Source organism: Sporichthya polymorpha DSM 43042, assembly GCF_000384115.1.
In the GTDB taxonomy this organism is placed as follows: domain Bacteria; phylum Actinomycetota; class Actinomycetes; order Sporichthyales; family Sporichthyaceae; genus Sporichthya; species Sporichthya polymorpha.
Genome location: NZ_KB913029.1, coordinates 823,943 through 849,456, shown reverse-complemented (window position 1 = coordinate 849,456; position 25,514 = coordinate 823,943). Strand labels below are relative to the sequence as shown.

Sequence of the window (25,514 nt, the reverse complement as noted above, 5' to 3'; positions counted from 1 at the left end):
CGGCCTGCGTCCCGAAAGCACGCCGGGCCCAGGTGACAGCGCGTGTCGATTCGAGAGCTTGCTCCGCCCTGCGCGGAGTCGAAGGGAAACACGACAGATGGGAATGCACTCCAAGCCTTCGCGAGCGGCCCTGGTCGCCAAGACCGGGGCGTGCTCGGGCGCTGCTCTGTTGCTGAGCGCGTCCGGCATCCTGCTCGCTCCGCCGGCGGGCGCCGACGGCACACCTCCGGGTGAGGCCGCGACGACCTCCACGCCGACGAAGGCCAAGAAGAAGTCGGTCAAGCAGGCCGACCGGCCGGCGGACGTCAACTCCGCCGGTGACCCGGCCGAGGACCCCGAGGTCGAGGGCGCCGACGCCCCGACCGACGACCCGACGGTCACCGTTCCCCGCGACCGCAACGTCAACGGGGTCGTCAACGTCGCCGACCTGAACGTCCAGGTCGTCGGGCAGGTCTGCAACAACTTCGTGCCGGTCAACGTCCTCGGCGGACAGGGCGCCGGGGAGGCGGTCACGGGCGGCCTCGCGCTCCTCGGCGACGCGGCCGGGGCGAACGCCGAGAACCTCAAGGCCTGCGAGCAGGCCGTCGACCAGAGCATCGGCGCGGGCGGCGACGACGCTGATGACACCGACGGCACCGACGGCGGGGCCGTCGCGGGCGGGACCGAGAACGTCAACGGCCTCGTCAACGTCACCGACAACAACATCCACGTGCCGGTGCAGGCCTGCAACAACTACGTGCCGGTCAACGTGCTCGGTGGGCAGGGCAGCGGAGAGAACGCGAGCCTCGCGGGGGCGCTCGGGATCCTCGGCGGTGCGCCGGCGGCCGAGTCGACCGCCGAGAGCTCGAAGTCCTGCGACCAGGACGCGGGGCAGCACGACCGCGACGGGGCCGGCGGCGACCGCAACACCAACGGCCTGATCAACGTCACCGACAACAACATCCACGTCCCGCTGCAGGGCTGCAACAACTACGTGCCGGTGAACGTCCTGGGCGGCCAGGGCAGTGGCGAGTCCGTCACCGGCGCCGGCGCGTTCGACCTCGGGGGTCTGCTCGGGGAGGACGACGACCCCGCGACGGCGAACGCCGACGCGAGCAACTCCAAGTCCTGCGACCAGGACGCGGACCAGCAGGACGACGACTGATCAGTTCGGCGAACGAGCCCTGCTGACGGGCGGGGCTCGAAGACAAAGCAGCTGCACGGAACGGCGCCGGGGGCCCCCGGCGCCGTTCGCCGTCTCCGGGGCGGCGAGTTGCGTCGGGCCTGCGCTACCGCTAATGATAATCGTTATCAATAAGTGGAGGGAGTGCGCCATGTCGGCAGCGGGGTACACGGTCGTCGTCTGTCAGTCCGACGGGTGCCGCAGCGGTTTGGGGCTGATGCCCGCCCTGCGCGCACTCGTCCGCGCCACCCCGCACGCGGTGCTGGTCTCCTCCGGCTGCACGGTCGGGACCCTCACCTGCCGATCCCGCGTCCCCGGGCCGGTCGTCCTCGTGCAGCCCTGCGACGAGCAGCGGCGTCCCGTCGGCCCGGCCGTCCACGTCGGCCCGCTGCGCACGCGCAGCGACGTCGCCGACCTGATCGCCTGGCTCCGCACCGGGGACCTCGACCCCGCCGACCTGCCCTGGTGGCTCCGGCTGAACGTCGGCCTCGACGCCGCCCGCCGGGCCGCGCTGCACAACTGACCCGGACCGACCCTGCGAACCCACCCCCAAGAGAGGCCGCTCATGGTTCCCCTCGTCGTCGTCTCCTCGATCGACCCCGTCATGCCGCAGGTGCTCGCGAGCGGGCTGCTCTGCGACGTCCCCGACCTCACGGTGATCCGCCACGAGATCTCCGCCGTCGAGCACCGGTTGCGCCGGGTGGTCACGCGCGCCGACCGGGTCGAGGAGGACGTCGACGTCGAGCTCGAGCACACCTGCCTGTCCTGCGCGCTGCGCGCGGACATCGTGCCGACGGTGGTCCGGGTCGCGGCGCAGCAGCCGGCGGCGATCGCCCTCGTGCTGCCCGTCACCGCCGACCCGGTGCCGGCCGTGCACGCCCTGGCCCGGCTGCGCGGGGACGGCGTCCGGGTGCGCGCGACGGTCGCGGCCGTGGACGCCCACCGCTTCGAGTGGGACCTGCTCGGCAACGACCTCCTCGCCGAGCGGGACCTCGCGTTCACGCCCGAGGACCGGCGCTCGGTCGGGGAGGCGCTCGCCCGCCAGGTGGAGAGCGCGGACGTGCTCGCCCTTGACGGCGACCTCGGCCGCCGCGCATCGGTGCTGCTCGACCATCTCGTCGGCGGCGAGCCCCGCCGGGTCGGCCTGCTCGACCTGCAGCCCGCCGACGTCCTCGACCCCGCGACGCCGTTCTCCTGGATCGGGCGCGGCGACCCGGCCCGCGCGCGCCCGACCGGCGCCGCCGCCGATTGTGGGATCTGGACCGTCGACCTCCAGTCCTGGCGTCCCTTCCACCCGCACCGGCTCCGCGAGCAACTCGAACGCCTCGGCACCGGCCCGCTCCGCGCCCGCGGCTACTTCTGGCTGCCCACCCGCTCCGGGATGCGGTTCGTCTGGGACGGCGTCGGAGGGCAGCTCTCCGTCGGTGACGTCGGCTCCTGGGCCGGTCCGCCCTCCACCCGGCTGGTCATCACCGGCACCGAGCGCGACCCCGACGACCTCCGCGACGCCTTCGACACCGCCCTGATGACCGAGACCGAGCTCGTCGACGGCGGGGACGGCTGGCGCGACCGCGAGGACGGCTGGGACGAGTGGCTCGGGCGCTGATCCGGCGTCAGCCGGGTGCTCATCCGGTGACGGGGAGGATGTGCGCCGAGACGATCCGGCCGTCGCCGAGCTCCAGCACCCCGAGGGTCCCGTGCGGCTGGCGGCGCTTGTCGGTGGGGGAGCCGGGGTTGAAGATGCGCAGTCCGTCCTCGGTGAGGTCCATCGGGATGTGGGAGTGCCCGTAGACGACGAGGTCCGCCTCCGGGAAGCGGCGCCGCATCCGGCGGACGCGTCCCGCGGCGGCGCCGGCGTCGTGGATCATCGCGACGCGCACGCCCGCGAGCTCCAGCTCGAGCGTCTCCGGGGCGCCCCAGGCCGCGACGTCCGGGCCGTCGTTGTTGCCGAGAACGACCGAGACCGGCGCGTAGGCGGACAGCTCGTCCAGGACGTCGGCGGTGCAGACGTCGCCCGCGTGCAGGATCCGGTCGGCGCTGCGCAGTCGGTCGGCCACGCGCGGTGGACAGCTCTTCCAGAACCGCGGCGCGTGGGTGTCGGAGAGGACGACGATCCGCACCGGTCCAGTGTGTCCGGTCAAGGTGTCCCCGTGGGCCCTGCCCCTGCTCGCAGCGCCCGCAAGTAGGTTGGCTCGGCAGGACCTTCCCGAGGATGCGGAGGATTGATGGCCGAGGGCGCCCTGATCGGTGTGGTCAGCCACGCGGGACACGGGGAGACCCGTGTCGCCGCCACCCCGGCGACCGTCAAGCAGCTGATCGGGCTCGGCTACCGCGTGCTGCTGGAGTCCGGCGCCGGCGCGCTGGCCGGCTTTCCCGACGACGCCTACCGGGCAGCCGGGGCCGAGGTCGGCGACACCAAGGCGGCCTGGGGCGCGGACGTCGTGTTCGCGGTGCGCGCGCCCGAGACCGAGGAACTCGCGCTGATCCGCGACGGCGCGACGCTGATCTCGATCCTTGCGCCCGGCCTCAACCCCGACCTGGTCTCCGCGCTCGCGGCCCGGCCCATCACGGCGCTGGCGCTGGACGCGGTGCCCCGCATCTCGCGCGCCCAGTCGATGGACGTGCTCTCCTCCATGGCGAACATCGCCGGGTATCGCGCCGTCGTCGAGGCCGCGCACGTGTTCGGTCGGTTCTTCACCGGGCAGGTGACCGCGGCCGGCAAGGTGCCTCCGGCCAAGGTCCTGGTGGCCGGGGCCGGCGTCGCGGGGCTCGCGGCGATCGGCGCCGCCTCGTCGATGGGGGCCATCGTCCGCGCCACCGACCCGCGGCCCGAGGTCGCGGACCAGGTCAAGTCCCTCGGCGGCGAGTACCTCGCGGTCGACGTCGAGATCGAGCAGAGCGGAACCGGCTACGCCACCGCCACGCCCGAGGAGTACAACCGCCGCGCCGCCGAGATCTACTCCGAGCAGGCGGCCGACGTCGACATCATCATCACCACCGCGCTGATCCCGGGCCGCCCGGCGCCGAAGCTGATCACCGCCGAGGACGTCGCATCGATGAAGTCCGGCAGCGTCATCGTCGACATGGCGGCCGCGCAGGGCGGCAACGTCGCCGGGACGAAGGCCGGCGAGGTCGTCGTCACCTCCAACGGCGTCACGATCATCGGCTACACCGACCTGCCGGGGCGGCTGCCGGCGCAGGCGTCGCAGCTCTACGGGCAGAACCTCGTCAACCTCATGAAGCTGCTGACGCCGGAGAAGAACGGGACGATCGTCCTCGACCTCGACGACGTCGTGCAGCGCGGCATCACCGTCGTGCGCGAGGGCGAGAACCTCTGGCCCCCGCCGCCGGTCCAGGTCTCGGCGGCCCCGGTGGCCAAGCCCGTGGCCGCGCCGGTCGCGAAGCCCGAGAAGAAGATGTCGGCCCGACTGCAGCTGGGGCTCGTCGCCATCGGCGCCGCGGCGCTCTTCCTGCTCAACGCCTTCGCGCCCGATCCGATCCCCGAGCACTTCACCGTGCTGACGCTCTCGGTCGTCGTCGGGTACTACGTCATCGGCAAGGTGCACCACGCGCTGCACACACCGCTGATGTCGGTCACCAACGCGATCTCCGGGATCATCGTCGTCGGCGCCCTGCTGCAGATCGCGCACGACGACACGACGATCCGGACGCTGTCGTTCCTCGCGATCCTGCTCGCGTCCATCAACGTCTTCGGCGGCTTCGCCGTGACCCGCCGCATGCTCGGCATGTTTTCCAAAGGCTGAGCCTCGAAGGGCTGAGGGGTATTCATGGACGCCGAATCCATCGCGCACGCCGCGTACATCGTCGCGGCCCTGCTGTTCATCCTGTCGCTCGCGGGCCTGTCCCGGCACGAGACGGCGCGTCAGGGAATTATCTACGGCATCGCCGGCATGGCCATCGCGCTCGCCGCGGTCATCGGCCTGGCGACCGAGGACATCGACGCCACCGGCGGCATCCTGATGGCGGTCGCCGTCGGCATCGGCGCCGTCATCGGGCTCTGGCGGGCGAAGGTCGTCGAGATGACCGGCATGCCCGAGCTGATCGCGCTGCTGCACAGCTTCGTCGGCCTCGCGGCCGTGCTCGTCGGCTGGAACGGCTACTACGAGGTCGAGGACGACCCGACCCAGACGCACTACACGGGTTCGCTGCTCGACATCCACCACGCCGAGGTGATGATCGGCGTCTTCATCGGCGCGGTCACGTTCACCGGCTCGGTCGTCGCGTACCTGAAGCTCTCGGCGAAGATCAAGTCCGCGCCGCTGATGCTGCCGGGCCGCAACTACCTCAACCTCGGCATGCTGGTCGCGTTCGCCGCGTGCACGGTCGCCTTCACGATCGAACCGAACCTCGGGCTGCTCATCGCGGTCACGGTGATCGCGCTCGTGCTCGGCATCCACCTCGTCGCGGCGATCGGCGGCGGCGACATGCCCGTCGTCGTCTCGATGCTGAACAGCTACTCGGGCTGGGCCGCGGCCGCCGCGGGCTTCCTGCTCTCGAACAACCTGCTGATCACGACCGGTGCGCTCGTCGGCTCCTCCGGTGCTTACCTGAGCTACATCATGTGCAAGGCGATGAACCGCTCGTTTATCTCCGTCATCGCCGGCGGGTTCGGCATGGAGGCCCCCTCCGGGGACGCGGGGGAGCAGGGCGAGCATCGCGAGATCAACGCCGACGGCGCGGCGGAGCTGCTCGCCGACGCGGAGTCGGTCATCATCACCCCCGGCTACGGCATGGCCACCGCGCAGGCGCAGTACGCCGTCGCGGAGCTGACGCGGAAGCTGCGCGAGCGCGGCATCGACGTCCGGTTCGGCATCCACCCCGTCGCCGGCCGGCTGCCCGGGCACATGAACGTGCTGCTCGCCGAGGCGAAGGTGCCCTACGACATCGTCCTGGAGATGGACGAGATCAACGACGACTTCCCGTCGACGTCGGTCGTCCTCGTCATCGGCGCCAACGACACCGTCAACCCGGCGGCGCTGGAGGACCCGGGCAGCCCGATCGCCGGCATGCCCGTTCTGCCGGTGTGGGAGTCCCGCCACGTCATCGTGTTCAAGCGCTCGATGGCGACGGGGTACGCGGGCGTGCAGAACCCCCTGTTCTTCAAGGAGAACACCTCGATGCTCTTCGGTGACGCGAAGGCCCGGGTCGAGGACATCCTCCGCAGCCTCGACGCCCTCGCCCCCGCGGGGGCCGGGTCGGCGTCGCGCTAGGAGTCGCTCGGCCGCCCGTTGGCGCGGGACAGGAACTTCTCCGCGTCGACGACGGCCCGGGTGACCTGGCCGCTGGCGACGAGGCCGCCGTCGGCGTGCTCGGCGGCGACCTCGAAGCGCATCTGGCGGCCGTCGACGTCCGCGAGCCGGGCGTGGACGATCACCTCGGCGCCGAGCGGGCTGGGCCGCATGTGCTCGATCTGGACGCGCATGCCGACCGAGGTCTGGCCGGGCGCGAGCTCGGCAGCGCCCGCCTCGACGGTCGCCGCCTCCATCAGGGCCAGCAGGCGGGGGGTCGCGAGGACCTCGACGCTGCCGGAGCCGAGCGCGAGCGCGGTGTCGTCCGGTCCGACGACGTGACGGACCGTCGCCTGCCTGCGGGAACCGGGGGCCTCCACGGCTTCGAGATTAGCCTCCTCGACGATCTTCGTCGCCTGTGCTGTTTGTGAGAGTCTGCAGCCGTGGGCGCGAATTCCTCCGAGGCGCTGGCCGAACTGACGGCCGCTCTGCCCGACGGCGTGGTCCTGACCGACCCCGACGGGCTCGACAAGTACCGCTGGGACCGGGCCCTCGACCCGGCCGCCGAGCCGCCCCTCGCGGCCGTCCGGGCCGAGTGCACCGAGCACGTCCAGACCACGATGCGCTGGGCGAGTCGGCACCGGATCCCGGTCGTCCCCCGCGGCGCGGGCAGCGGCCTGTCCGGCGGGGCGGGAGGCATCGCCCGCGGCGTGGTCGTCTCCACCGAGCGGATGCGCGAGATCTCCGTCGACCCCGTCACCCGGATCGCGGTCGCGCAGCCGGGGCTGTTCAACGCCGAGGTGAAGAAGGCCGCCGCCGAGGTCGGGCTCTGGTACCCGCCGGACCCGTCCTCGTTCGAGATCTGCTCGATCGGCGGCAACGTCGCCACCAACGCCGGCGGCCTGTGCTGCGTGAAGTACGGCGTGACAACGGACTACGTGCTCGGCATGCAGGTCGTCCTCGCCGACGGGCGGGCCATCCGCCTGGGTGGGCCCCGGGTCAAGGATGTTGCCGGGCTCTCGCTCACGAAACTCTTCGTCGGCAGTGAGGGGACGCTCGGCATCATCACCGAGGTGACGCTGCGCCTGATGCCGGCGCAGCCGCCCGCCCACACGCTGGTCGCGACGTTCCGGGACACCCGCGATGCGACCGCCGCGATCCTGAGGATCACCTCGACCATGCGCCCGTCGATGCTCGAGTACATGGATTCCGCCTCGATCAACGCGGTCGAGGACGTCATGAAGATGGGCCTCGACCGCTCCGCCGCCGCGATCGTCGTCGCCAAGTCCGACGCGGGCGACCGGCGCGAGATCGACACCCTCCTCGACGCCTGCCACTCCAACGGCTGCACCGAGTGCTTCGACACCGACGACGAGACCGAGGGCGAGATGTTCGTCGCCGCCCGCCGCGGCGTCATCCCGTCGGTGGAGCGGAAGGGCCGGCTGCTGCTCGAGGACGTCGGCGTCCCGGTGCCGCGCCTGCCCGACCTCGTCGCCGGGATCGAGAAGATCGCCGACGACCGCGGCGTCGTCATTGCCCTGATCGCCCACGCCGGCGACGGCAACACCCACCCGCTGATCGTGGTGGACCCGTCCGACCCGGACTGCGAGCGGCGGGCCACCCTCGCCTTCGGCGAGATCATGGACCTGGCCATCGCCCTCGGCGGCACCATCACCGGCGAGCACGGCGTCGGCCGCCTCAAGCGCCCGTGGCTCCGGGATCAGGTCGGCGACGACGTCCTCGACGTCACCCGCGCGATCAAGAACGCCCTCGACCCTCTCGGCATCCTCAACCCGGGGACGATCCTCGACTGACCCGCCCGCCTGTCAAGAAAGGGTGTCACCCTTTCTTGACAGCGCCGGCCGGGGTCAGCCGGTGACGGGGGTGAGGCCGGCGGCCTCGATGCCGGCGACGGCGGCGGCCTCGTCGTTGTCGGAGGTGTCGCCGGAGATGCCGACGGCGCCGGCGGTGGTGCCGCCCTCCTTCACCAGCACCCCGCCGGGGACGGGGATCAGCGCGCCGCCGATCGCGGCGCCGGCGGCGGAGACGAAGTACGGCTGCTGCTCGGCGCGGGCCATCAGGGCGCGGGAGCCGACGCCGATCGAGATCGCGCCGAACGCCTTGCCGTGGGCGATCTCGAAGCGCTTGTTCGACGACCCGTCCTCCCGCTCGACGGCGAGGACGTTCCCACCGGCGTCCAGGACGACGACGGTCAGCGGCGAGAAGCCCTTGTCCGCGCCGAACGTCCGCGCGGCCGCGATGATCGTGCGCGCGGTCTCCAGGTTGATGCTCACGAGCGCTGTCCCATCTGTGAAAGGCCCTTCTTGGCCTCAGCCCGGAGGGCGTGCAGGATCGGTTCGGTGTAGCCGGACGGGGACTCGGTGCCCCGGAAGATCAGGTCGTGCGCGGCCCGGAACGCGGGGCCGTCGAAGCCCGGCGCCATCGGCGTGTAGAGCGGGTCGCCGGCGTTCTGGCCGTCGACGACGACGGCCATCCGGCGCAGCGAGTCCTCGACCTCCTCGGCGGTGACCACGCCGTGCCGGAGCCAGTTCGCGATGTGCTGGCTGGAGATCCGGCAGGTCGCGCGGTCCTCCATCAGGCCGACGTTGGAGATGTCCGGAACCTTCGAGCACCCGATGCCCAGGTCCACCCAGCGCACGACATAGCCCAGGATCCCCTGCGCGTTGTTGTCGAGCTCGGCCCGGCGCTCCTCACCGCTCCAGTCGGCGGCGGGGGCGAGCGGGACCTGCAGCAGCTCGTCGAGCGATGCCCGGGTCTGTCCGGCCAGCTCCTGCTGACGGGCCGTCACGTCCACCCGGTGGTAGTGCGTCGCGTGCAGGGTGGCGGCGGTCGGGGACGGCACCCAGGCGCAGTTGGCGCCCGCCTGCGGGTGGCCGATCTTCTGTGTCAGCATGTCGGCCATGCGGTCCGGCGCGGCCCACATCCCCTTGCCGATCTGGGCGCGCCCGGCCAGTCCGCAGCGCAGACCGACGTCGACGTTCCAGTTCTCGTAGGCGGCGATCCAGGTCGTCGCCTTCATGTCGTTCTTCCGGACCATCGGGCCGGCGTGCATCGAGGTGTGGATCTCGTCGCCGGTGCGGTCGAGGAAGCCGGTGTTGATGAAGACGACCCGCGAGGACGCGGCGCGGATGCACTCGGCGAGGTTGACGGTGGTCCGCCGCTCCTCGTCCATGATCCCCATCTTCAGCGTGTCCGTCGGCAGGGCCAGCGTGCGCTCGACCGCGGCGAACAGGTCGGACGTCAGCGTGACCTCGTCCGGGCCGTGCATCTTCGGCTTCACCAGGTAGATGGATCCCGCGGGGGAGTTGCGGTCCGCGGCGTCGCGCAGCCGGTCGTGCAGCGCGCAGGCCGAGACCACGAACGCGTCGAGAATGCCCTCACCGATTTCGCGGCCGTCGCGGTCGAGCACGGCGGCGGTCGTCATCAGGTGGCCGACGGTCCGGGCGAGCAGCAGCGACCGCGCGCGGAGCCGGGCCGACGACCCGTCGGCCGCGGTGTACTCGCGGTCGGGATGAACGGTGCGGGTGAACGTCTGGCCGTTCTTGTGCACCGGGGCGGCCAGCGACCCGCGCATCAGGCCGAGCCAGTTCCGGTAGGCCTCGACCTTGTCCTCGGCGTCGACGCAGGCGACCGAGTCCTCGAAGTCCATGATCGCGGTGATTGCCGACTCCAGGACGACGTCCGCGACGCCCGCGGCGTCGGTCGCGCCGACCGAGTGCGCCCGGTCGATCTTGATCTCGATCCCGAGGCCGTGGTTGCGCAGCAGCACGGCGGACGGCGTGGCCGCCTCACCGATGTGGCCGGCGAACGCGGCGGGGTTCGCCAGGCCGACGGTCCGGCCGTCGTCGAGGGTGACGCGCAGCGCGCCGTCCGCGACGGAGTAGGCGGTCGCGGCGGAGTGGGAGCCCTCGGCGAGCGGGACGACGTCGTCGAGGAACGCGCGCGCCCAGGCGATCACGTGCTTGCCCCGGTCGGGGTCGTACGGTCCGGGCGGCGGGGCCTCGCCGAGGGCGTCGGTGCCGTAGAGCGCGTCGTAGAGCGAGCCCCAGCGCGCGTTGACGGCGTTGAGCGCGTAGCGGGCGTTGGTCACCGGCACGACGAGCTGCGGTCCGTTGATCTCCGAGATCTCGGGGTCGGTGTTCGTGGTCGTGACCGTGAAGTCCGGGCCGGGCGGGACGAGGTAACCCAGGCCCTCCAGCAGGCTTCGGTACCCGGCGGGGTCCCCGAGGCCGCCGTGGCCGGTGTGCCAGTCGTCGATCGCGGCCTGCAGCCGCTCCCGGACCGTCAGCAGCTCCCGGTTCCGCGGGCCCAGGGTGTGGACCGCGTCGGCGAGGCCCGCGAAGAACTGGTCCACGGACACCCCGGTCGGGGGCAGGACCTCGGTCGTGAGGAACTCGTGCAGTCCGGCGTCGACCGTGAGGTCGGCGACGGAGACCGACGTGGGGCTGGAGGACATCGGCGTACTCCCGTCTGTATGGCCCATCCGCTGAGCTCGGCCCTACCTTTTCATCTCAGGATTCACCTGAAGGCGTGCCCCGAACTCGTCGGGGAAGTCAGGGGACATGGCGATGGTCTCCGAGTCCGTGTCCGTCGAGCGCGACGACTCGCTCACCGAGTACCGGCGGAAGCGGGACTTCGAGAAGACACCCGAACCGGCGGGTGGACAGAGCCCGGAGCCGGGGGCGCGGCCGCGGTTCGTCGTCCAGCGGCACCGGGCGCGGCGGCTGCACTACGACGTCCGCTTCGAGATCGACGGGGCGCTCGCCAGCTGGGCCGTCCCGAAGGGCCCGACGCTCGACCCCTCCGCCCGGCGGATGGCGGTCCACGTCGAGGACCACCCGATCGAGTACATCGACTTCGAGGGCGTCATCCCCTCCGGCGAGTACGGCGGGGGCGACGTCATCGTCTGGGACACCGGCGAGTGGGAGCCCCACGGCACCGACGACCCCGCCGCGGCCGTCGCCAACGGCGAGCTCCATGCCGAGGTGTTCGGCGAGAAGCTCCGCGGGCGGTTCGTGCTCGTGCGCCGCGAACAGGACGGGTCGAGGAACGGCAAGGAGAACTGGCTCCTGCTCCACAAGAAGGACGACCACGCCGTTCAGGGCTGGGACCCCGAGGAGCATCCGCACTCGGTGCTGTCCGGCCGGACCAACGACGAGGTGGCGGTCGCGCCCGACAAGGCGTGGCACTCGGACCGGCCCGCGGCGGAGGCCGCCGAGGTGCTGCGCCCGGAACCGGTGCCGGGGCCGAGCGAGGACGAGCTCGCCGCGCTGGACGAGTTCGGCAGGTCCGGGTCGTGGGAGATCTTCGGCCGGCGGCTCAAGGTCACCAACCTCGACAAGGTGCTGTTCCCGGGTCGCAAGGGCGGGAAGCCGATCACGAAGCGGGAGTTCCTGCGCTACGCGGCGACGATCGCGCCGGTCGCGCTGCCGTACCTGCAGGGCCGGGCGCTCAACCTGCACCGCTATCCGGACGGGACGGAGAAGAAGGGCTTCTGGCACAAGCAACTCCCGCAGCACGCCCCGGAATGGATCGCCCGCTGGGACAACCCCGAGGCCGACCCGGGGGAGACCACGACCTACCTCGTCGTCGACGAGCCGGCGGCGCTGATCTGGGCGGCGAACTTCGGCGCACTGGAGTGGCACCCCTGGACCTCGCGCACCGAGGCGATGCACGAGCCCACGTACGCGCTGATCGACCTCGACCCGGGGCCGAGGACCAGCTGGGACGAGCTGCTCACCCTCGCCCGGCTGCACCGGACCGCGCTCGAGCACCTGGACGTGATCGCGCGGCCGAAACTGACGGGGAGTCGAGGAATTCAGATCTGGATCCCGATCGAACCCGGCCCGTCGTTCGACGAGACCCGCGCCTGGGTGGAGAAGGTCTCGCGCTCCGTCGGTGCCGTCGTCCCGGAACTCGTGTCCTGGAAGTGGGAGAAGAGCGACCGCAACGGGCTCGCACGCCTCGACTACACCCAGAACGCGATCAACAAGACACTCGTCGCGCCGTACAGCCCGCGGCCGTCGGCGGGCGCTCCGGTGTCGGTCCCGATCGAGTGGGACGAACTCGAGGACGAGAAACTCCGCTCGGACACCTTCACGATCCGGACCGTGGGCGACCGCCTCGCCGAACGCGGCGACCCGTTCCGCGCCCTGCTCGGGGTCCGGCAGCAGCTGCCGAAGCTGACCTGACTGCCCGTTAGCCTGAGCGCGATGGACGACCTGCTCGAACGCCTGCTGACGCCGGCGGAGCGCAAGCTCCTGCGCCCGGCGAAGCCGGGTTTCGTCACGCCGATGCTCGCCTCTCCCGCGGACCGGCCCGCGACCGGCGACGGGTGGCTGTACGAGCGCAAGCTCGACGGCGTCCGGATCCTCGCGGTCCGGGGGGACCAGAACACCCGGCTCTACTCCCGGATCCAGCGCGACAACAGCGCGACGTTCCCGGAGGTGGTCGCGGCCCTGAACGTCGCCGCGCCGCCCGGCCTGGTCGTCGACGGCGAGGTCGTCGTGTTCGACGGGGACTCCACCAGCTTCGGCCTGCTCCAGCAGCGCCTCGGCATCAACGACGTCCGGCGGTCGCTGGCGGTCGGGGTGCCGGTCCACTACTTCCTCTTCGACGTCCTCGTCCACTCCGGCCAGGATCTGACGCAGCTTCCGTTGCGTACGCGCAAGCAGGTGCTGGCCGAGGTCGTCACGTACGTCGACCCGCTGCGGTTCAGCGAGCACCGCGAGGGTGACGGCGTCGAGTTCCTCCGGGAGGCCTGCGCCGGTGGCTGGGAGGGGCTGATCGCGAAGCGGGCTGGAGCCCGGTACGAAGCGGGGCGCCGGTCCTCGCACTGGCTGAAGCTCAAGTGCGTCCGGGAGCAGGAGTTCGTCGTCGGCGGGTTCACGGTCTCGGCGGCGGCGGGGCGCACCGGCTTCGGTGCGCTGCTCGTCGGCTACTACGACGGCGACGATCTTCGCTACGCCGGCAAGGTCGGTACAGGCTTCGACCAGAAGACGCTGCTCGCGTTGCGGGCCGCACTCGACGACCTTGCGCTGCCGGAGTCCCCGTTCGTCGACGCCCCGCGGTCGAAGGACGCGCGGTGGGTGGACCCGGTCCTCGTCGCGCAGGTCGGCTTCACCGAGTGGACCCGCGACGGCAAGTTGCGCCACCCCCGGTACCTCGGTCTGCGCCACGACAAGGACGCGCGCGACGTCACGCGCTGAACCTGTCCGGACAGGCCGAAACTTCTCACCCCGGAGACAGTGGTCGTTGCCGGCACGAACCGGGACTTTGGTCCCACACGTCCTGGGACGAAAAACCCCTAGGACTGGCCGGTTCGTGGGGGAACGCTGTCCGGCATGGGGGATCCGGGGGGTCCGATGTTTCCGACATTCGTCGCGGCCGCGGTCGCGCGGGCGCGGCGGCGTTTTGCCGACCGTGGCGCGAATTCGCTGTGCCTCGAGGTGACCGGTCGGCTGGTGACGCTGCGTGGACCGGAGCGGTCGGAGGACCCGGCGCAGTTCCTCGAAGCCGGCGCGGCGTTGTTCGACCTCCGGGTGGGCGCGGAGGAACGGGGACTGCGGGTGGAGGTCGCGGTGCGGCCGCCCGAGGACGCGACGGCGTGGGCGACGGTGACGCTGCACCCCCGCGCGCTGGGCACGGACCCCGGCGAGATCGCGTGGCCGGCGCGGCCGCGGTTGCTCGGGGCCGGTCGGTCGGGACGCCGCAGCGCCCGTGAACTCGTCGCCGCCTGCGAACGGGGTGCGGCGAGTGAGGGCGTCGGCGTGCGCGTCGCGCCGATGCCGCTGCCCACGCACGTCGGTCTGGTCCTGCGCGCACGGGGTGACGACCCCGCGGACTGGATCGCCCTCGGCCAGTGCTGGGCGGGGATCGAACGGCTCGCCGAACGTTGCGGGTGGATCGCGCACCTGCGGTCGCGCCCGGGATCGACCCCGACCCTCGGCCGGTTCCTCGGCGCGCAGGTCGAGGTGTGGCTGTTGGCGCGTGAGGCGAAGGCCGCCGGGGGAGCCGCGGTCACCTCCGACGAATGGTGCGGGTTCTGAGCGCGGACGCGGTGCGCCCCGCCCTGACGGTGTTCGTGGTCGACGCTCACGAGTTGATCCGGCGCGGCATCGAGAAGGTGCTGGAGGCGACCTCGGACCTTCGGCTGGTCGGCGAGGCCGTCACCGCGGCGGAGGCCCTGGTGCGGATGCCCCTCCTCAAGCCGGACGTCGCGATCCTCGACGCGCGGCTGCCGGACCGCAGTGGCATCGACCTCTGCCGCGAGCTGCGGGCCGCCCTGCCGCAGACGCGCAGCATCATCCTCACCGGCACGCCGGCCGACGACGCGATCCTCGCCGCGGTGATGGCGGGCGCCGCGGGCTACCTGCTCAACGATCTACGCGGGCGCGAGCTCGTCGAGGCGGTGCGCCGCGTCGGGGCGGGGGACTCGCTGCTGGACCCGATGGCGACCGAGCGCCTGCTCGCGCTGCTGCGCGGCGACGACGCGACCCGCGCGAACCTGCGCCTGCTCTCCCCGCGCGAGCGCGAGATCCTCGGCCTCATCACCGACGGCAAGACCAACCGACAGATCGCGGCGGAGCTCTTCCTCGCCGAGAAGACCGTGAAGAACCACGTCTCCCATCTGCTCGCCAAACTCGGCCTCGACAGCCGGACCCAGGCCGCCGTCCTGGGCGCCTCGATCCGCCGCGCCCCCGCGGAGGACTGACGGTCGGTGTGCAAGGGTGACGCCCATGCGGAGTCATCTGTTCAGCGCCAACGTCGAGCTCGAGACCAGCGACTACATGTCGCTGCAGAACCCGAAGCTGCTCAAGGTGAAGCTCAACGGCGAGCTGCTCGCCCGCCAGGGCGCGATGGTCGCGTACCAGGGCGCGATCGAGTTCGCCTACGAGGGCGCCGGCGGCATGAAGAAGCTGATCAAGAAGGTCGCCACCGGCGAGGGCGTCCCGCTGATGCGCTGCCGCGGCCAGGGCGACCTGTTCCTCGCCCAGAACGCCTACGACCTCTATCTCGTCGACCTCGAGGGCGACTCCCTCACCGTCAACGGCGCCAACGTCCTCGCGTTCGACCCGAACCTGACGTGGGACATCCGCCGCGTCGAGGGCGCGTCGATGCTCGCGGGCGGCGTGTTCAACATGGTCTTCACCGGCGTCGGGCGCATCGCGCTCTCCTCGTTCGGGACACCGGTCGTGCTCGACGCGTCGCAGGCGCCCACGTTCGCCGACCTGCAGTCCGCGGTCGCCTGGTCGTCCTCGCTCTCGACCCGACTCGTCCGCACCGCCGGCGCCTCGGCCCTGATCGGCCGCGGCTCCGGCGAGGCCTTCCAGCTCGCGTTCGAGGGGCAGGGCTTCGTCGTCGTCCAGTCCTCCGAGGGCCCGTTCGTCGTCCCCCACAACCACTGAGCTCGTTGCGTCCGAACATGTGGTCGCTATTGCAGCCACATCGTCGGACGCAAGAATGGTTCGGCACCCACACCACGGGAGACGAGATGCCCACGCGCACCGCACGCACCGCCTGGACCGGGACCCTCGAGCAGGGCAGTGGCAAGGTCGAGCTGACCAGCTCGAAGGTCGGGACCTACGACGTCTCGTTCCCCAAGCGCGCCGCGGACGACGCGGACGGCACGACCAGCCCCGAGGAGCTGATCGCGGCGGCGCACTCCGCCTGCTACGCGATGCAGCTCTCCGCGCTGATCGGCCGGGCCGGCGGCACCCCGCAGGCGCTCGACGTCCAGGCCGATGTCGACCTCGGCCCCGACCCCGCCGGCGGCTTCCGTCTCACCGGCATCCGGCTCACGGTCCGCGGTGAGGTCGACGGGCTCGACGCCGACGGCTTCGAAAAGGTCGCCAACGAGGCCAAGGCGGCGTGCCCGGTGAGCAAGGCCCTCACCGGCGTCGAGATCTCTCTCGACGCCGCGCTCGAGAGCTAGCCGCCCGGTCCGGGGTTCGCTCGACGCTCAGGCGGCGGGCGCCCGGACCAGGTGCACGTCGCCGCGGCCGATGCGGGCGCGCAACGAAACGGCGCGCGAGCCCGCCTTCGGGCCGTCCTCGACGGGCAGGTCCGAGCGCAGGACGCCGGACCCGGTCCGGACGTCGAGCCGAACTGACACACCCTCAGGAATGCCGACGGTCAGCGTGCCCGAGCCCGCGGCCAGGTCGACGTCGCCGTGCGCGGTCCCGACGCTCGTGGACCCCGCCCCGACGCGGGCGCGCAGGTTCCCCGTCACGGTGGCGACGTCGACGACCGCGGTGCCGGCCGCGACGTCGGCGTCGGCGAGGCGGCCGGTCACCGAGATGTCCGCGGTGGCCGTGGCCAGCTTGGCGGTGGTCCCGGCCGGAACGACGATCGTCACGTCCACCGCGCCCCGGCCGCGGCGCCAGCCGGAGTTCCGCGGGGCGTGGACGACGAGCGTCCGGCCGCGCAGGTCGACCGTGAACCGGTCGAGCCCGTCGGCGTCGACCGGCGTGAGGGTGACGACGGCTTCGGTCACGTCCTCGCGGGCGTCGATCGTGAGGCTGCCGTGGCCGAGGCGGACGGACAGGTGGAGCGGGCCGTCGACGGGCCACGCGTAGGTCTGCGGGGTCATGCGGATCGCCTCCAGGGCGGGTGCGTGCGTGAGCTTGTGTGGGCGGGTCAGCCGTTGATCCAGCCGGAGATCCGGCCGGGTCCGCTGCTGGTGGTGTGGGCGGTGCGGCCGGGGCCGAGCGCGGAGGTGGCCGCGCGGAGCAGCCAGGTGTTCACCGAGACCCCGGCGGCGCGGGCGGCGGTGTCGATCCGGTCCTTCAGTGACTCCGGGAGCCGCAGCGAGATCCGGGCGTCGTTCTCGCCCTCGTCCGGCGCGGGCGGGGCCGGCTCCGCCGGGGGCCCGGTCCGGACGTCGATGCGGACCTCGTCCGCTTCGAGCCGCACCGACACCCCCGGCGCGCCGGGGACGTCGAGCAGAGCGGCGGTGATCTCGTCCGCGGCGGCGGAGACCGCCTCCAGGACCGCGAGCCGCACGGCCGGGTCGGCCGCGGTGGCCAGGGCCTGGGCCGTCTGCTGGGTGCGTTCGTCCCCGAGCGCGGCCGCGGCGAGGAGCTGGGCCCGCACGCCGTCGGTGAAGGGTGGCAGCTGCATGGCGCCAGCATGACATCACGATGATGTCATCGCAACCCGGTTTGCTGTCAGAGGGCGGGATGTCCGCTATGTCCGGCGTGGCGCGCGGGTCGCTCCGGGCGGCTGGGTCACGCTGGAACCATGCGAAACGGGGGAGCGATCCGGCGGGTCGGGAGCGGCGGGCTGTTGACGTCCGTGCTGGTGGCGGGCCTGGTTGCCGGGACGGCCACCGTCCCGGCGGCGGCGAGCACCGCGAGCGGTTCGGCCGGGACTGCCGCGTGCAGCTGCGGCGAGCAGCGGTCCGACGGGGACCAGCGACAGCGCGCCGACGTCGTGTTCGAGGGAACGCTGGAGGGCTCGACGAGCTCGGCGAGCACGGACGCGAACGGCAACGTCGTCGAGTCCGGCCTCGTCCACCAGTTCGCGCCGGGGACGGTCCACAAGGGCTCGGTACAGGACCCGCAGTACGTCGTCGAACTCCCCGACCGCCCCTGCGACCTCGGCCTCGCCGGCCCCGGCCCCTACCTGGTGTTCGCCGAGCGGCCGTCCCGCGTCGAGCAGAAGAAGTACTCGCTCAACCCCGACGACCTGATCGCCCACCCCTGCGGCGGCACCCGCGCGCTGCCGGCGGAACAGCCGGCCCCGGCGCCCGCCCCGGAACCGACGCCCGCACCGCCGAAGGAAGCGGGCTCCGACGACTCCGTCGACCCCGGGTCGCGGGAGGGGCTGACGCTGAACCGGCTGCTCGGGGAGACGCTCGGCGACCTGCTGAGCGGCCTGCTGGACGCCCTCGGGCTCGGCTCGGACGACGCACCACGCCGCTGAGGGCCCCGCGCCCAGCGGGCTCATAGAGAGCTCATAGGAATCGCACCTACGCTCCGCGCAAATCCGTCCATCTCGGGCGGTCGCCTGGGTAGGAGCGGTGCATGAGGGTGAAGACGCCGAGAGCGGTCGTCGCGGCGGCCGGGGTGCTCGGCCTCCTGGCTGCCGTCACGACGGGGGTATCGACCACCGCGCGCGCCGCGGACTCGCCCGCTGAGTCCGCGACGCGCGCCGGTAGCGCCCCGGACACCCTGCACCTGCCCGAGGTGACGAGCCTCGTGCTCTCGCCCCAGCTCCAGGAGATGCTCGGGACGACGACGATCGACCTGGACACGCTTGCGAAGCTGCGCGCGGCGCGACCCTCGATCCCGGGGGAGAAGACCCCGCCGGTCGGGACCACGCTGCTGTGGCCGGCGCTCGACGCCGCCAAGGGCGGGCCGATCGGGGTGTACCTCAAGCAGTACACGCTGCGGGCCGTCGGCAACCACGTCGAGGTGTGGGTGGCCTCGGGGCAGGACAACGTCTCCCAGGGCATCCGCTTCCCCGAGGGCGACTGCCGGAACGACGTCCCGGGCTCGGTCGAGATCACCGACGCGCAGCTCAAGGGCCTGGTCTCGGAGTTCGACAACAACATCTACCCGAAGGAGACGGCGGCCTTCTCCACGCCGCGGGACCGGGCGGGGATCAACACGGTCCCGGGCCTGTCCGCGGCCGGCGTGAACTTCGCCGGCGACGGCGACAACACCGTGACGCTCGTCGACAACGTGCGGGACCCGAACTTCTACGAGTTCCCGGAGAACCGGTCCTACATCGCCGGGTTCTTCATGCCGCTGCTGAACGAGCTCACCGACCGCAACATCATGACGATCGACGCCTTCGACTGGCTGCACCGCACGGGCGTGAACCCGAAGGACGAGCCGGACGACGACCTGTGCAAGTCGCGTCCCGCGCGGCCGCGGTCCTACGAGGGCACGTTCGCGCACGAGTGGCAGCACCTGCTGCACTACTACCAGGACGCGCTCGAGCACACCTGGGTCAACGAGGGCCTGTCCGAGTTCACCGAGACGCTTGTCGGTTATGCCGACGCGACTCTGACGGTGGATCAGGCCGGGTCGCAGGGCGCGCTGCACTGCTTCCAGGGCTGGTCGATCGTGAAGGCCCGCGGCAACCCGAATCCGCAGGCGTGCGGTGGTCCGCAGAACTCGCTGACCAAGTGGGGTGACGAGGGCGAGGGCTCGGAGATCCTCGCCGACTACGGCAACGGCTGGTCGTTCATGCTCTTCCTCTACGACCGGTACGGCGTGGACATCCTGGCCGGGCTGCACCGGGACTCCGAGGCGCAGGGGCTCGTCAGCGTGCAGCGGCAGCTCGATCAGGTCGCGTCGGGGACGAAGGTCATGGACGTCGTGCACGACTACCAGTTGATGAACCTCGTCGACCGGTTCGTCGACCGCAAGGACGCGCAGGTCCGCGGCATCGCCAAGGAGCGCGTGACCAGCAAGAGCCTGAACGCCACCGTGAACCTCGACAACCCGGCGTCGTACGCGAAGCCGGGCGCGGCGCCGAACGGCGCGGACTACCTCGTGCTGCGCAAGGGCAAGGACGCGCTGCCGAGCTCGTTCGGCTTCACCGGCGCGAAGATGCTCCCGGGTGCGCAGGAGACGTCGTCGAGCGAGGGCGACCCGGTCGCGCTGCTCGACGAGATCCTCTTCGGTCCGCCGGAGGAGGGCGCCGGCACCGTCGCGAACTGGCACGTCAGCCTCGTCGGCATCGACGCCAAGAAGCACCGCGTCCTCGTCCGCTCGGTCGACGGTTTCGACGCCTCGTTCAGCGCCAAGGACCTCGCCGCGTTCAAGGCCTACCCGCTGCTCGTCGCGGTGATCAGCCACGACGACCCGGTCGACACCGAGACCGAGTCCGACGAGAACGCGCCCTACACGTTCACCGTCAACGGCCGGGAGCAGACGGGCTGACGAGGCGCACGACGGTCTCGCCGATACCGAGCGAGAGCTCGGTGAAGAACCGGCGGCCGGCGGTGTGGAACGCCTCGCCGGTGCTGGCGCCGAGCGCGAGGAACAGCAGCAACTGCCCGTCGTAGTGGATCGGGACGGTCACGACCGAGGACACGCCCTGCTTCTCCAGCAGGTGGTCGACGATGGACTCCCGGTCCTCGCCGACGAGGAACGCGGTCGGGTTGCCCTCGCGCAGCTCATCGAGGACGCGCAGGATGATCTCCGAGATCGTCGCGTTGATCTCGGTCCCGGGGTCGAAGACGCTCTCCGCGAGCGACCAGGACGCCAGGATCCGGATCGAGGGCTCCTCGGACGGCTGCGCGCAGAAACTCGCGTGCCAGAGGTCGAACCGGGGCCGGAGGAGCCGGACCACCCCGTGGAGCGCGTCGTCCAGGCTCGCCGCGTCCTGCACGGCGGCGACCGTCTCCGCGACCAGCGTCGCGTCGTCCTTGGCCATCTCGCCGGTCCTCCGATCCCCTCGTCAGAAGGGTGATTCCGACCTTAGTCCGGTCTCTCACGTCCGGGTATCCCGCGGATCGCGGCCGCGATAACCTGACCGCGTTTGGTTACTGCGACGGAGAGGCCGGCCCGTGTCGCAGCAGTACGTCGAGGGCCGGGTGCGCCTGATCGGAATGCTGATCGCCACCTGCGGCGCCGCGACCAGCGTGTTCCTCACCCTTGGGGTCACCTTCTCCGGCGCCCCGCAGATCGCGGCGGCGCTGCGGGCCGACCAGGCCGACCTGCAGTGGATCGGGGACGTGTACCCGCTCGTGGTCGCGGCGATCCTGCTCCCCGCGGGCGTCCTCGGCGACCGCCTCGGCCGCAAGAAGGCGCTGGTGGCCGGCACGGCGGTGCTCGCGGCGGGGATGTTCCTCGTCGCCCGGGCGGACTCGCCCGGCGCGATGATCTCCGCGCTGTTCTTCTCCGCGCTCGGGGCGGGGGTCGCGTTCCCCGCGACGCTCGCGACGATCACGGTCGCCGTGGCTCCGGCCCGGCGCAGCACCGCGGTCGGGATCTGGGCCGCGGCCGTCCCGATGGGCGGCATGGTCGGGACGCTGATCGGCGGGGTGCTGATCACCGTCACCGACACCTGGCGCGCGGGCTACGTGGTGCTCGGCGTGCTCGCGGTGGTGTTCGCGCTGCTCGCGGTGGTCGCGGTGCCGGAGACGCGCGACCCCGTCCGGCAACCGCTGGACCCGGTGGGCGTCGTCCTGTCGGTGGTGGGCATCGCGGCGCTGGTGCTCGGCGTCACTGAGGGGCCGTCCCACGGCTGGACCGATCCGGGGACGCTCGGCCGGCTCGCCCTCGCGGCCGTCGCGCTGGCGGCGTTCGTGCGGTGGGAGCTGAGTCGCTCCCGCCCGCTGCTCGACCTGCGGCTGTTCCGCGAGGAGGGCGTCGCGCCCGCCGCGGTCGCGATCTGGGCCGTGTTCTTCGGCATCTACGCGATGGCGTTCCTGTCGTTCCAGTACCTCGCGTTCGCGCTGGAGTTCTCCGCGCTGCGCGCGGCGCTGGGCCTGCTCCCGTTCGGCGCGACGATGATTCCGCTGGCGGTCCTGGGCCCGCGGCTCGCGGCGCGGTACGGCACGCGTGCAGTGGTGGCGGCCTCGCTGCTGGCGGGCGCGATCGGCGCGAGCCTGTCGGGCGTGCTCGCCGTGTGGCACGGCTACTGGGGTCTCGCGATCGGTCTGGCCGTGCTCGGGGCGATCGGGCTCGGCGGCGGCCCGGTCACCGAGGAGATCACCTGCCGCCTGCCCGCGGCGAAGCAGGGCGTCGCCTCGGCGGTGAACAACCTGACCCGCGAGCTCGGCGCGGTCTTCGGCGTCGCGTTCACCGGGACCGCGTTCAACATCGGCTACCGGCACGAGATCTCCTCCGCGCTCGACCCCGCGGCCGACCCGCTCGCCGCGCTGGCGCAGGACTCCCCGGCGGCCGGGTTCGCCGCCGCCGGCCAGGCCGGGACGGAAGCGCCGACCTATCTGACGGCCGTCCTCGACGGCGTCGACACCGGCTGGCTCGCCGCGATGGGCACCGTCGCCGCGTTCTCCGCCCTCGCGACGGTGTACTTCCTCGCGCGCTACCCGGGCCGGGAGACCGTGACGACGGACGACGGCGTGGCGAGCGGCGAGGTCAGAGACCCGCGTCCGACAGCGACCGCAGCGTCTGGCTGATCGCCTGGGCGAGTCGCGGGTGCTGGGCCTGCCAGCGGTCCTCGGCGTCCTCGAGAATCTCGACGATCCGCGAGTGCTTCTCGGGGTCCTCGTCCGCCGGTCGCTCGGAGGCCAGGTGGTCCGCGACCTCGGCGCGAAGCTCGGAGAGGGACTCCCCGTTGTCGGTGGCCTCGTCCGCGTCGTGGCGGTCGAGGATCTCGTCCAGTTCGTCGAGCAGGCGCCGGAAGGGATTCACGGGCCCAGCCTAGGGGGCTGATCCCGTGTGAGACATCTTGCATGCAAGCTTGCATGCAAGCGGGTTATGCTGCTCGGCATGACTTCGGCAGCGCCCGCGGCCCAGCGCGTCTACGACCGAATCCGGCAGCAGATCCTCGACGGGACCCTCGCCGGTGGCACCCTGCTCAGCGAGGTGGAGGTCGCCGCGCGGCTCGGGGTCAGCCGGACGCCGGTGCACGAGGCGTTCCGCAAGCTCGAGGCCGAGGACCTGCTCGAGCTCGCCCCCCGGCGTGGCGCGATCGTCGTCCCGGTCCGTCCGGGGGAGGCGGCGGACGTCCTCGAGATCCGCCACGCCCTCGAGGTCTCGGCGGCCCGCCGCCTGGCGCACGCGGACCCCGCGGTGCGCGAGGCCTTCCGTGCGGCCGCCGCCGAACTGCTCGCCGAGCAGGACCGCATCGCCGCCGCCGGCGACCTCGCCGCCTTCGCGGCCGCCGACGCCGACTTCCACCGCGCCATCGTGACCGCCTCGGGCAACCTGATCGCCGACCGCGTCTATGCCTCGCTCGCCGACCGTCAGCAGCGCATGACGATCGGCGCCGTCGGCGCGCGCACCGATCGCCTGCCCGTCCTCGCCGACGAGCACCGGCAACTGGCCGGGCTGGTCGTCGACGCCGAGGTCGCAGCCTTCGAGACGCTGCTCGCCCGGCACTTCCTGACGACCCATCAGAGTGTGCTCGGCCAGGCCGGGACGCAGCCGATCTTCGCCGTGCGGGAGGACGCGTGAGCGTCGACGCCTCACTCCGTCCGCCGGCGGCCGATGCCGCGACCGATGTCGCGACCCTGGTGGCGGACCCGGTGGCGGACCCGCACCCCCACGCGTGGCGCCGCGTCGCCGCGGCGATGTTCGTCATCGGCTGGGGCGGCAACCAGTTCACGCCGCTGCTGTCGGTCTACAAGGAGCTCGGCGGGTTCACCCAGCTCGACGTCGACGTCTTCCTCGGTGCGTACGTCTTCGGTCTGATCCCGGGCCTGCTCGTGGCCTCGGCGCTGTCGAACCGGCTCGGCCGCCGTCCGGTGCTGCTGGCCGGTCTGTGGTCCGCGCTCGTCGGCACGCTCCTGCTCTCGCTCGGTGTCCAGGGCGGCTACGCCGGCGTGGTCGGCGGCCGGATGCTCAGCGGCGTCGCCGTCGGCATCGCGATGTCGGTGGGCACGACGTGGGTCAGCGAACTCGCGACGCGGTCGGGGAACCGCTCCGGCGCCGGTGCGCGCCGGTCCGCGCTCTGGCTGACCGCCGGACTCGGGCTCGGGCCGGCCTCGGCCGGTCTGCTCGCGCAGTACGCGACGCCCGCGCTGACGTGGCCGTTCCTGACGCACGCGCTGCTGTGCGTGCCCGCGATCGTGCTGCTCACCACGGCGCCCTGGGCGGAGACGCGGGCGCGCAGCGCCGAGCCCCTGCGCCTGGCCGACCTGCGCGTGCCGGCGGCGCGGCACCGCCGCTTCGTCCGCGTCGTGCTGCCGATGGCGCCGTGGGTGTTCGGCTCCGCCGCCGTCGCGTACGCGATCGTGCCCCAGCAGGTCGAGGGTGCGGTCGGGGAGTGGGCGCTGTTGTTCGCGGCCGCCCTCGCCGTCGGGACGCTCGGGACGGGCGTGCTCGTCCAGCCCGTCGCCCGTCGACTCGACGACGCCGGCTCGGCCCGCGCGATCGTCGTGTCGATGGCGCTGATGACTGTCGGCGTCGCGCTCGCAGCCGTCACGGCAGCGACCGGGTCGCCCTGGCTCGCCGCGCCGGTCGCGCTGCTGCTCGGCGCCGCGTACGGCATCGCGGTCGTGTCCGGTCTGCTGGAGGTGCAGCGCATCGCGCGGCCCGACGAGCTCGCCGGTCTGACCGGGGTCTACTACGCGCTCTGCTACGTCGGCTTCCTGCTCCCGGCCGTCCTTGCCGGGCTCGCGCACTGGTTCGGGTACCCGGCGATGCTCACCGCCGTCGCCGTCCTCGCCGCCGGCTGTGCCGTGGTCTGCGCCGCCCACTGGGCCAAGCACCTGCCCGCCGCGGTCTGAGCCGGCCGTCACGCCGAGCCGGAGCTCTGTCCGGTTTGCCCGCGGTTGTCCGACCGCGATTTCCAGGGGTTACCCAAAGGCAAGGCAACCCGGAGAACGATCACGCCCGCGTGCGGTCCACTGAGCGATAACTACGGGTTGTAGGTGAACCCTCGGAGCAAGGAGAGCGCCAGATGAAGATCGCCGTGCGGGCTGGTCGTACCGCCGCCGTCGTGGCCGGTGCCGTGGTGTGTGCGGCGGTCGCGCTGCCCACGATCGCGAAGGCCGACGCCGGGGACACCGCCGAGTGCCCCGCGGCCCGCGTCACCGGGCTCTCGTCCGCGCTCGACACGGTCGGCACCGCCGCGGCCGCCGGCCCGTCGATCGCCTTCGGCGTCCTGCTCGTCCCGCTGTCGCAGCCGCTGCCGCCGCCGTTCGACGCCGCCCAGTCCCAGGCGCTCTCGGGCGCGGCCGACGGCGTCCAGCAGCTCCGCGCCGACGCCCCGGGCTACGTCGAGCAGCTGCGCGCGGGCATCGCCCCGTTCGCGGCCGGCAACGAGTTTGCGAACCAGGGCGTGAATGCGGTCGCCGACACCCTCGACACCGTCGCCGACACCGCCGGCCCCGCGATCGCCCCGGCCGACCGGACCCTCCACGAGACCGCGACGATCGTCCGCTCCAACGCCGAGGTCTCCGCCTCCTGCTGACGTCACCCACGTAGAGTTTC

26 protein-coding genes are annotated in these 25,514 nt (G+C 72.3%); 18 read left to right on the top strand and 8 right to left on the bottom strand.

All coding sequences use genetic code 11. The features are described 5' to 3' along the window. The first annotated feature begins 97 nt into the window (after nucleotides 1–97). The 3 genes from SPOPO_RS32365 to SPOPO_RS0104185 all read left to right on the top strand — a co-directional run bounded on the left by SPOPO_RS32365 (nucleotide 98) and on the right by SPOPO_RS0104185 (nucleotide 2,768). Entirely contained in the window at nucleotides 98–1,144 is a 1,047-nt protein-coding gene (locus SPOPO_RS32365; RefSeq protein ID WP_211210849.1) for a hypothetical protein, read from the top strand. 169 nt (nucleotides 1,145–1,313) lie between these two features. Beyond that, nucleotides 1,314–1,685, top strand: coding sequence for a hypothetical protein (locus SPOPO_RS27665; RefSeq protein WP_019873529.1), 372 nt, complete (start codon nucleotides 1,314–1,316; stop codon nucleotides 1,683–1,685). Nucleotides 1,686–1,727: 42 nt separating this feature from the next. Then, the gene (locus SPOPO_RS0104185) at nucleotides 1,728–2,768 is read left to right on the top strand and encodes a CobW family GTP-binding protein (protein ID WP_019873528.1); all 1,041 of its coding nucleotides are present in this window, start codon (nucleotides 1,728–1,730) and stop codon (nucleotides 2,766–2,768) included. A 19-nt stretch (nucleotides 2,769–2,787) separates the two neighbouring features. On the opposite strand, the gene SPOPO_RS0104180 is transcribed toward SPOPO_RS0104185, so the two are convergent. Further along, entirely contained in the window at nucleotides 2,788–3,282 is a 495-nt protein-coding gene (locus SPOPO_RS0104180) for a metallophosphoesterase family protein (protein WP_019873527.1), read from the bottom strand. Between the two features lie 105 nt (nucleotides 3,283–3,387). Between SPOPO_RS0104180 and SPOPO_RS0104175 the strand changes: the two genes are divergently transcribed. Both SPOPO_RS0104175 and pntB read left to right on the top strand, forming a co-directional pair. After that, on the top strand, nucleotides 3,388–4,926 hold the full coding sequence (locus SPOPO_RS0104175; protein WP_019873526.1) for a Re/Si-specific NAD(P)(+) transhydrogenase subunit alpha: 1,539 nt from the start codon (nucleotides 3,388–3,390) through the stop codon (nucleotides 4,924–4,926). Nucleotides 4,927–4,950: 24 nt separating this feature from the next. Further along, nucleotides 4,951–6,393, top strand: a complete 1,443-nt coding sequence (gene pntB / locus SPOPO_RS0104170) for a Re/Si-specific NAD(P)(+) transhydrogenase subunit beta (protein WP_019873525.1) — start codon at nucleotides 4,951–4,953, stop codon at nucleotides 6,391–6,393. On the opposite strand, the gene SPOPO_RS27660 is transcribed toward pntB, so the two are convergent. Then, nucleotides 6,390–6,791 carry a thioesterase family protein gene (locus SPOPO_RS27660; RefSeq protein WP_019873524.1) on the bottom strand — a complete coding sequence of 134 codons (402 nt, stop codon included), beginning with the start codon at nucleotides 6,789–6,791 and terminating at the stop codon, nucleotides 6,390–6,392. The two genes, pntB and SPOPO_RS27660, sit on opposite strands and share 4 nt — an antisense overlap. Nucleotides 6,792–6,854: 63 nt before the next feature. Here SPOPO_RS27660 and SPOPO_RS0104160 point away from each other — a divergent pair, with 63 nt between their 5' ends. Next, on the top strand, nucleotides 6,855–8,225 hold the full coding sequence (locus tag SPOPO_RS0104160) for an FAD-binding oxidoreductase (RefSeq protein ID WP_019873523.1): 1,371 nt from the start codon (nucleotides 6,855–6,857) through the stop codon (nucleotides 8,223–8,225). Nucleotides 8,226–8,279: 54 nt separating this feature from the next. Here the strand turns inward: SPOPO_RS0104160 and SPOPO_RS0104155 are convergent, their stop codons facing one another. Next, nucleotides 8,280–8,705, bottom strand: a complete 426-nt coding sequence (locus SPOPO_RS0104155; RefSeq protein ID WP_019873522.1) for a GlcG/HbpS family heme-binding protein — start codon at nucleotides 8,703–8,705, stop codon at nucleotides 8,280–8,282. Beyond that, a complete protein-coding gene (locus tag SPOPO_RS0104150) occupies nucleotides 8,702–10,888 on the bottom strand; it encodes a malate synthase G (protein WP_019873521.1) in 2,187 nt (728 codons plus the stop codon). The genes SPOPO_RS0104155 and SPOPO_RS0104150 overlap by 4 nt, the downstream gene beginning before the upstream one ends. A 106-nt stretch (nucleotides 10,889–10,994) precedes the next feature. Between SPOPO_RS0104150 and ligD (SPOPO_RS0104145) the strand changes: the two genes are divergently transcribed. The 6 genes from ligD (SPOPO_RS0104145) to SPOPO_RS0104120 all read left to right on the top strand — a co-directional run bounded on the left by ligD (SPOPO_RS0104145) (nucleotide 10,995) and on the right by SPOPO_RS0104120 (nucleotide 16,366). After that, complete coding sequence (gene ligD, locus SPOPO_RS0104145; RefSeq protein WP_019873520.1) at nucleotides 10,995–12,623, top strand: non-homologous end-joining DNA ligase; 1,629 nt, start codon at nucleotides 10,995–10,997, stop codon at nucleotides 12,621–12,623. A gap of 21 nt (nucleotides 12,624–12,644) precedes the next feature. Continuing rightward, nucleotides 12,645–13,640 (top strand): non-homologous end-joining DNA ligase, encoded by a 996-nt coding sequence (gene ligD / locus SPOPO_RS0104140; protein ID WP_019873519.1) that lies wholly within the window; start codon nucleotides 12,645–12,647, stop codon nucleotides 13,638–13,640. A 156-nt stretch (nucleotides 13,641–13,796) separates the two neighbouring features. Beyond that, the gene (locus tag SPOPO_RS0104135; protein WP_019873518.1) at nucleotides 13,797–14,480 is read left to right on the top strand and encodes a hypothetical protein; all 684 of its coding nucleotides are present in this window, start codon (nucleotides 13,797–13,799) and stop codon (nucleotides 14,478–14,480) included. Then, nucleotides 14,465–15,145, top strand: coding sequence for a LuxR C-terminal-related transcriptional regulator (locus tag SPOPO_RS0104130; RefSeq protein ID WP_019873517.1), 681 nt, complete (start codon nucleotides 14,465–14,467; stop codon nucleotides 15,143–15,145). The genes SPOPO_RS0104135 and SPOPO_RS0104130 overlap by 16 nt, the downstream gene beginning before the upstream one ends. A 25-nt stretch (nucleotides 15,146–15,170) precedes the next feature. Beyond that, nucleotides 15,171–15,839, top strand: a complete 669-nt coding sequence (locus SPOPO_RS0104125) for an AIM24 family protein (RefSeq protein ID WP_019873516.1) — start codon at nucleotides 15,171–15,173, stop codon at nucleotides 15,837–15,839. A gap of 86 nt (nucleotides 15,840–15,925) precedes the next feature. Next, nucleotides 15,926–16,366: an OsmC family peroxiredoxin gene (locus tag SPOPO_RS0104120; RefSeq protein ID WP_019873515.1), complete on the top strand. Its 441-nt coding sequence runs from the start codon at nucleotides 15,926–15,928 to the stop codon at nucleotides 16,364–16,366. A gap of 27 nt (nucleotides 16,367–16,393) precedes the next feature. Here SPOPO_RS0104120 and SPOPO_RS34170 read toward each other — a convergent pair whose 3' ends face one another. Together SPOPO_RS34170 and SPOPO_RS34165 are read right to left on the bottom strand one after the other, a co-directional pair. After that, the gene (locus SPOPO_RS34170) at nucleotides 16,394–17,023 is read right to left on the bottom strand and encodes a DUF4097 family beta strand repeat-containing protein (RefSeq protein WP_019873514.1); all 630 of its coding nucleotides are present in this window, start codon (nucleotides 17,021–17,023) and stop codon (nucleotides 16,394–16,396) included. Between the two features lie 47 nt (nucleotides 17,024–17,070). Beyond that, the gene (locus tag SPOPO_RS34165) at nucleotides 17,071–17,553 is read right to left on the bottom strand and encodes a toxin-antitoxin system HicB family antitoxin (protein WP_019873513.1); all 483 of its coding nucleotides are present in this window, start codon (nucleotides 17,551–17,553) and stop codon (nucleotides 17,071–17,073) included. A gap of 120 nt (nucleotides 17,554–17,673) precedes the next feature. On the opposite strand from SPOPO_RS34165, the gene SPOPO_RS0104105 reads away from it, so the two are divergent. After that, a complete protein-coding gene (locus SPOPO_RS0104105) occupies nucleotides 17,674–18,357 on the top strand; it encodes a hypothetical protein (protein ID WP_019873512.1) in 684 nt (227 codons plus the stop codon). A gap of 101 nt (nucleotides 18,358–18,458) precedes the next feature. Further along, nucleotides 18,459–20,327 carry a hypothetical protein gene (locus tag SPOPO_RS32360; protein ID WP_156869557.1) on the top strand — a complete coding sequence of 623 codons (1,869 nt, stop codon included), beginning with the start codon at nucleotides 18,459–18,461 and terminating at the stop codon, nucleotides 20,325–20,327. Here SPOPO_RS32360 and SPOPO_RS0104095 read toward each other — a convergent pair. Next, nucleotides 20,302–20,823 (bottom strand): GAF domain-containing protein, encoded by a 522-nt coding sequence (locus tag SPOPO_RS0104095; RefSeq protein WP_019873510.1) that lies wholly within the window; start codon nucleotides 20,821–20,823, stop codon nucleotides 20,302–20,304. The two genes, SPOPO_RS32360 and SPOPO_RS0104095, sit on opposite strands and share 26 nt — an antisense overlap. 133 nt (nucleotides 20,824–20,956) lie before the next feature. Here SPOPO_RS0104095 and SPOPO_RS27650 point away from each other — a divergent pair, with 133 nt between their 5' ends. Further along, entirely contained in the window at nucleotides 20,957–22,534 is a 1,578-nt protein-coding gene (locus tag SPOPO_RS27650) for an MFS transporter (RefSeq protein ID WP_019873509.1), read from the top strand. Here the strand turns inward: SPOPO_RS27650 and SPOPO_RS0104085 are convergent. Beyond that, nucleotides 22,494–22,769, bottom strand: coding sequence for a DUF4404 family protein (locus SPOPO_RS0104085; protein WP_019873508.1), 276 nt, complete (start codon nucleotides 22,767–22,769; stop codon nucleotides 22,494–22,496). The two genes, SPOPO_RS27650 and SPOPO_RS0104085, sit on opposite strands and share 41 nt — an antisense overlap. Nucleotides 22,770–22,847: 78 nt before the next feature. Here SPOPO_RS0104085 and SPOPO_RS27645 point away from each other — a divergent pair, with 78 nt between their 5' ends. The 3 genes from SPOPO_RS27645 to SPOPO_RS0104070 all read left to right on the top strand — a co-directional run bounded on the left by SPOPO_RS27645 (nucleotide 22,848) and on the right by SPOPO_RS0104070 (nucleotide 25,494). Beyond that, complete coding sequence (locus SPOPO_RS27645; RefSeq protein WP_156869555.1) at nucleotides 22,848–23,534, top strand: GntR family transcriptional regulator; 687 nt, start codon at nucleotides 22,848–22,850, stop codon at nucleotides 23,532–23,534. After that, the gene (locus SPOPO_RS0104075; RefSeq protein WP_019873506.1) at nucleotides 23,531–24,808 is read left to right on the top strand and encodes an MFS transporter; all 1,278 of its coding nucleotides are present in this window, start codon (nucleotides 23,531–23,533) and stop codon (nucleotides 24,806–24,808) included. Before SPOPO_RS27645 ends, SPOPO_RS0104075 begins: the two co-directional genes overlap by 4 nt. A 173-nt stretch (nucleotides 24,809–24,981) precedes the next feature. Continuing rightward, nucleotides 24,982–25,494, top strand: coding sequence for a hypothetical protein (locus tag SPOPO_RS0104070; protein WP_019873505.1), 513 nt, complete (start codon nucleotides 24,982–24,984; stop codon nucleotides 25,492–25,494). The last annotated feature ends 20 nt before the right edge of the window (nucleotides 25,495–25,514 follow it).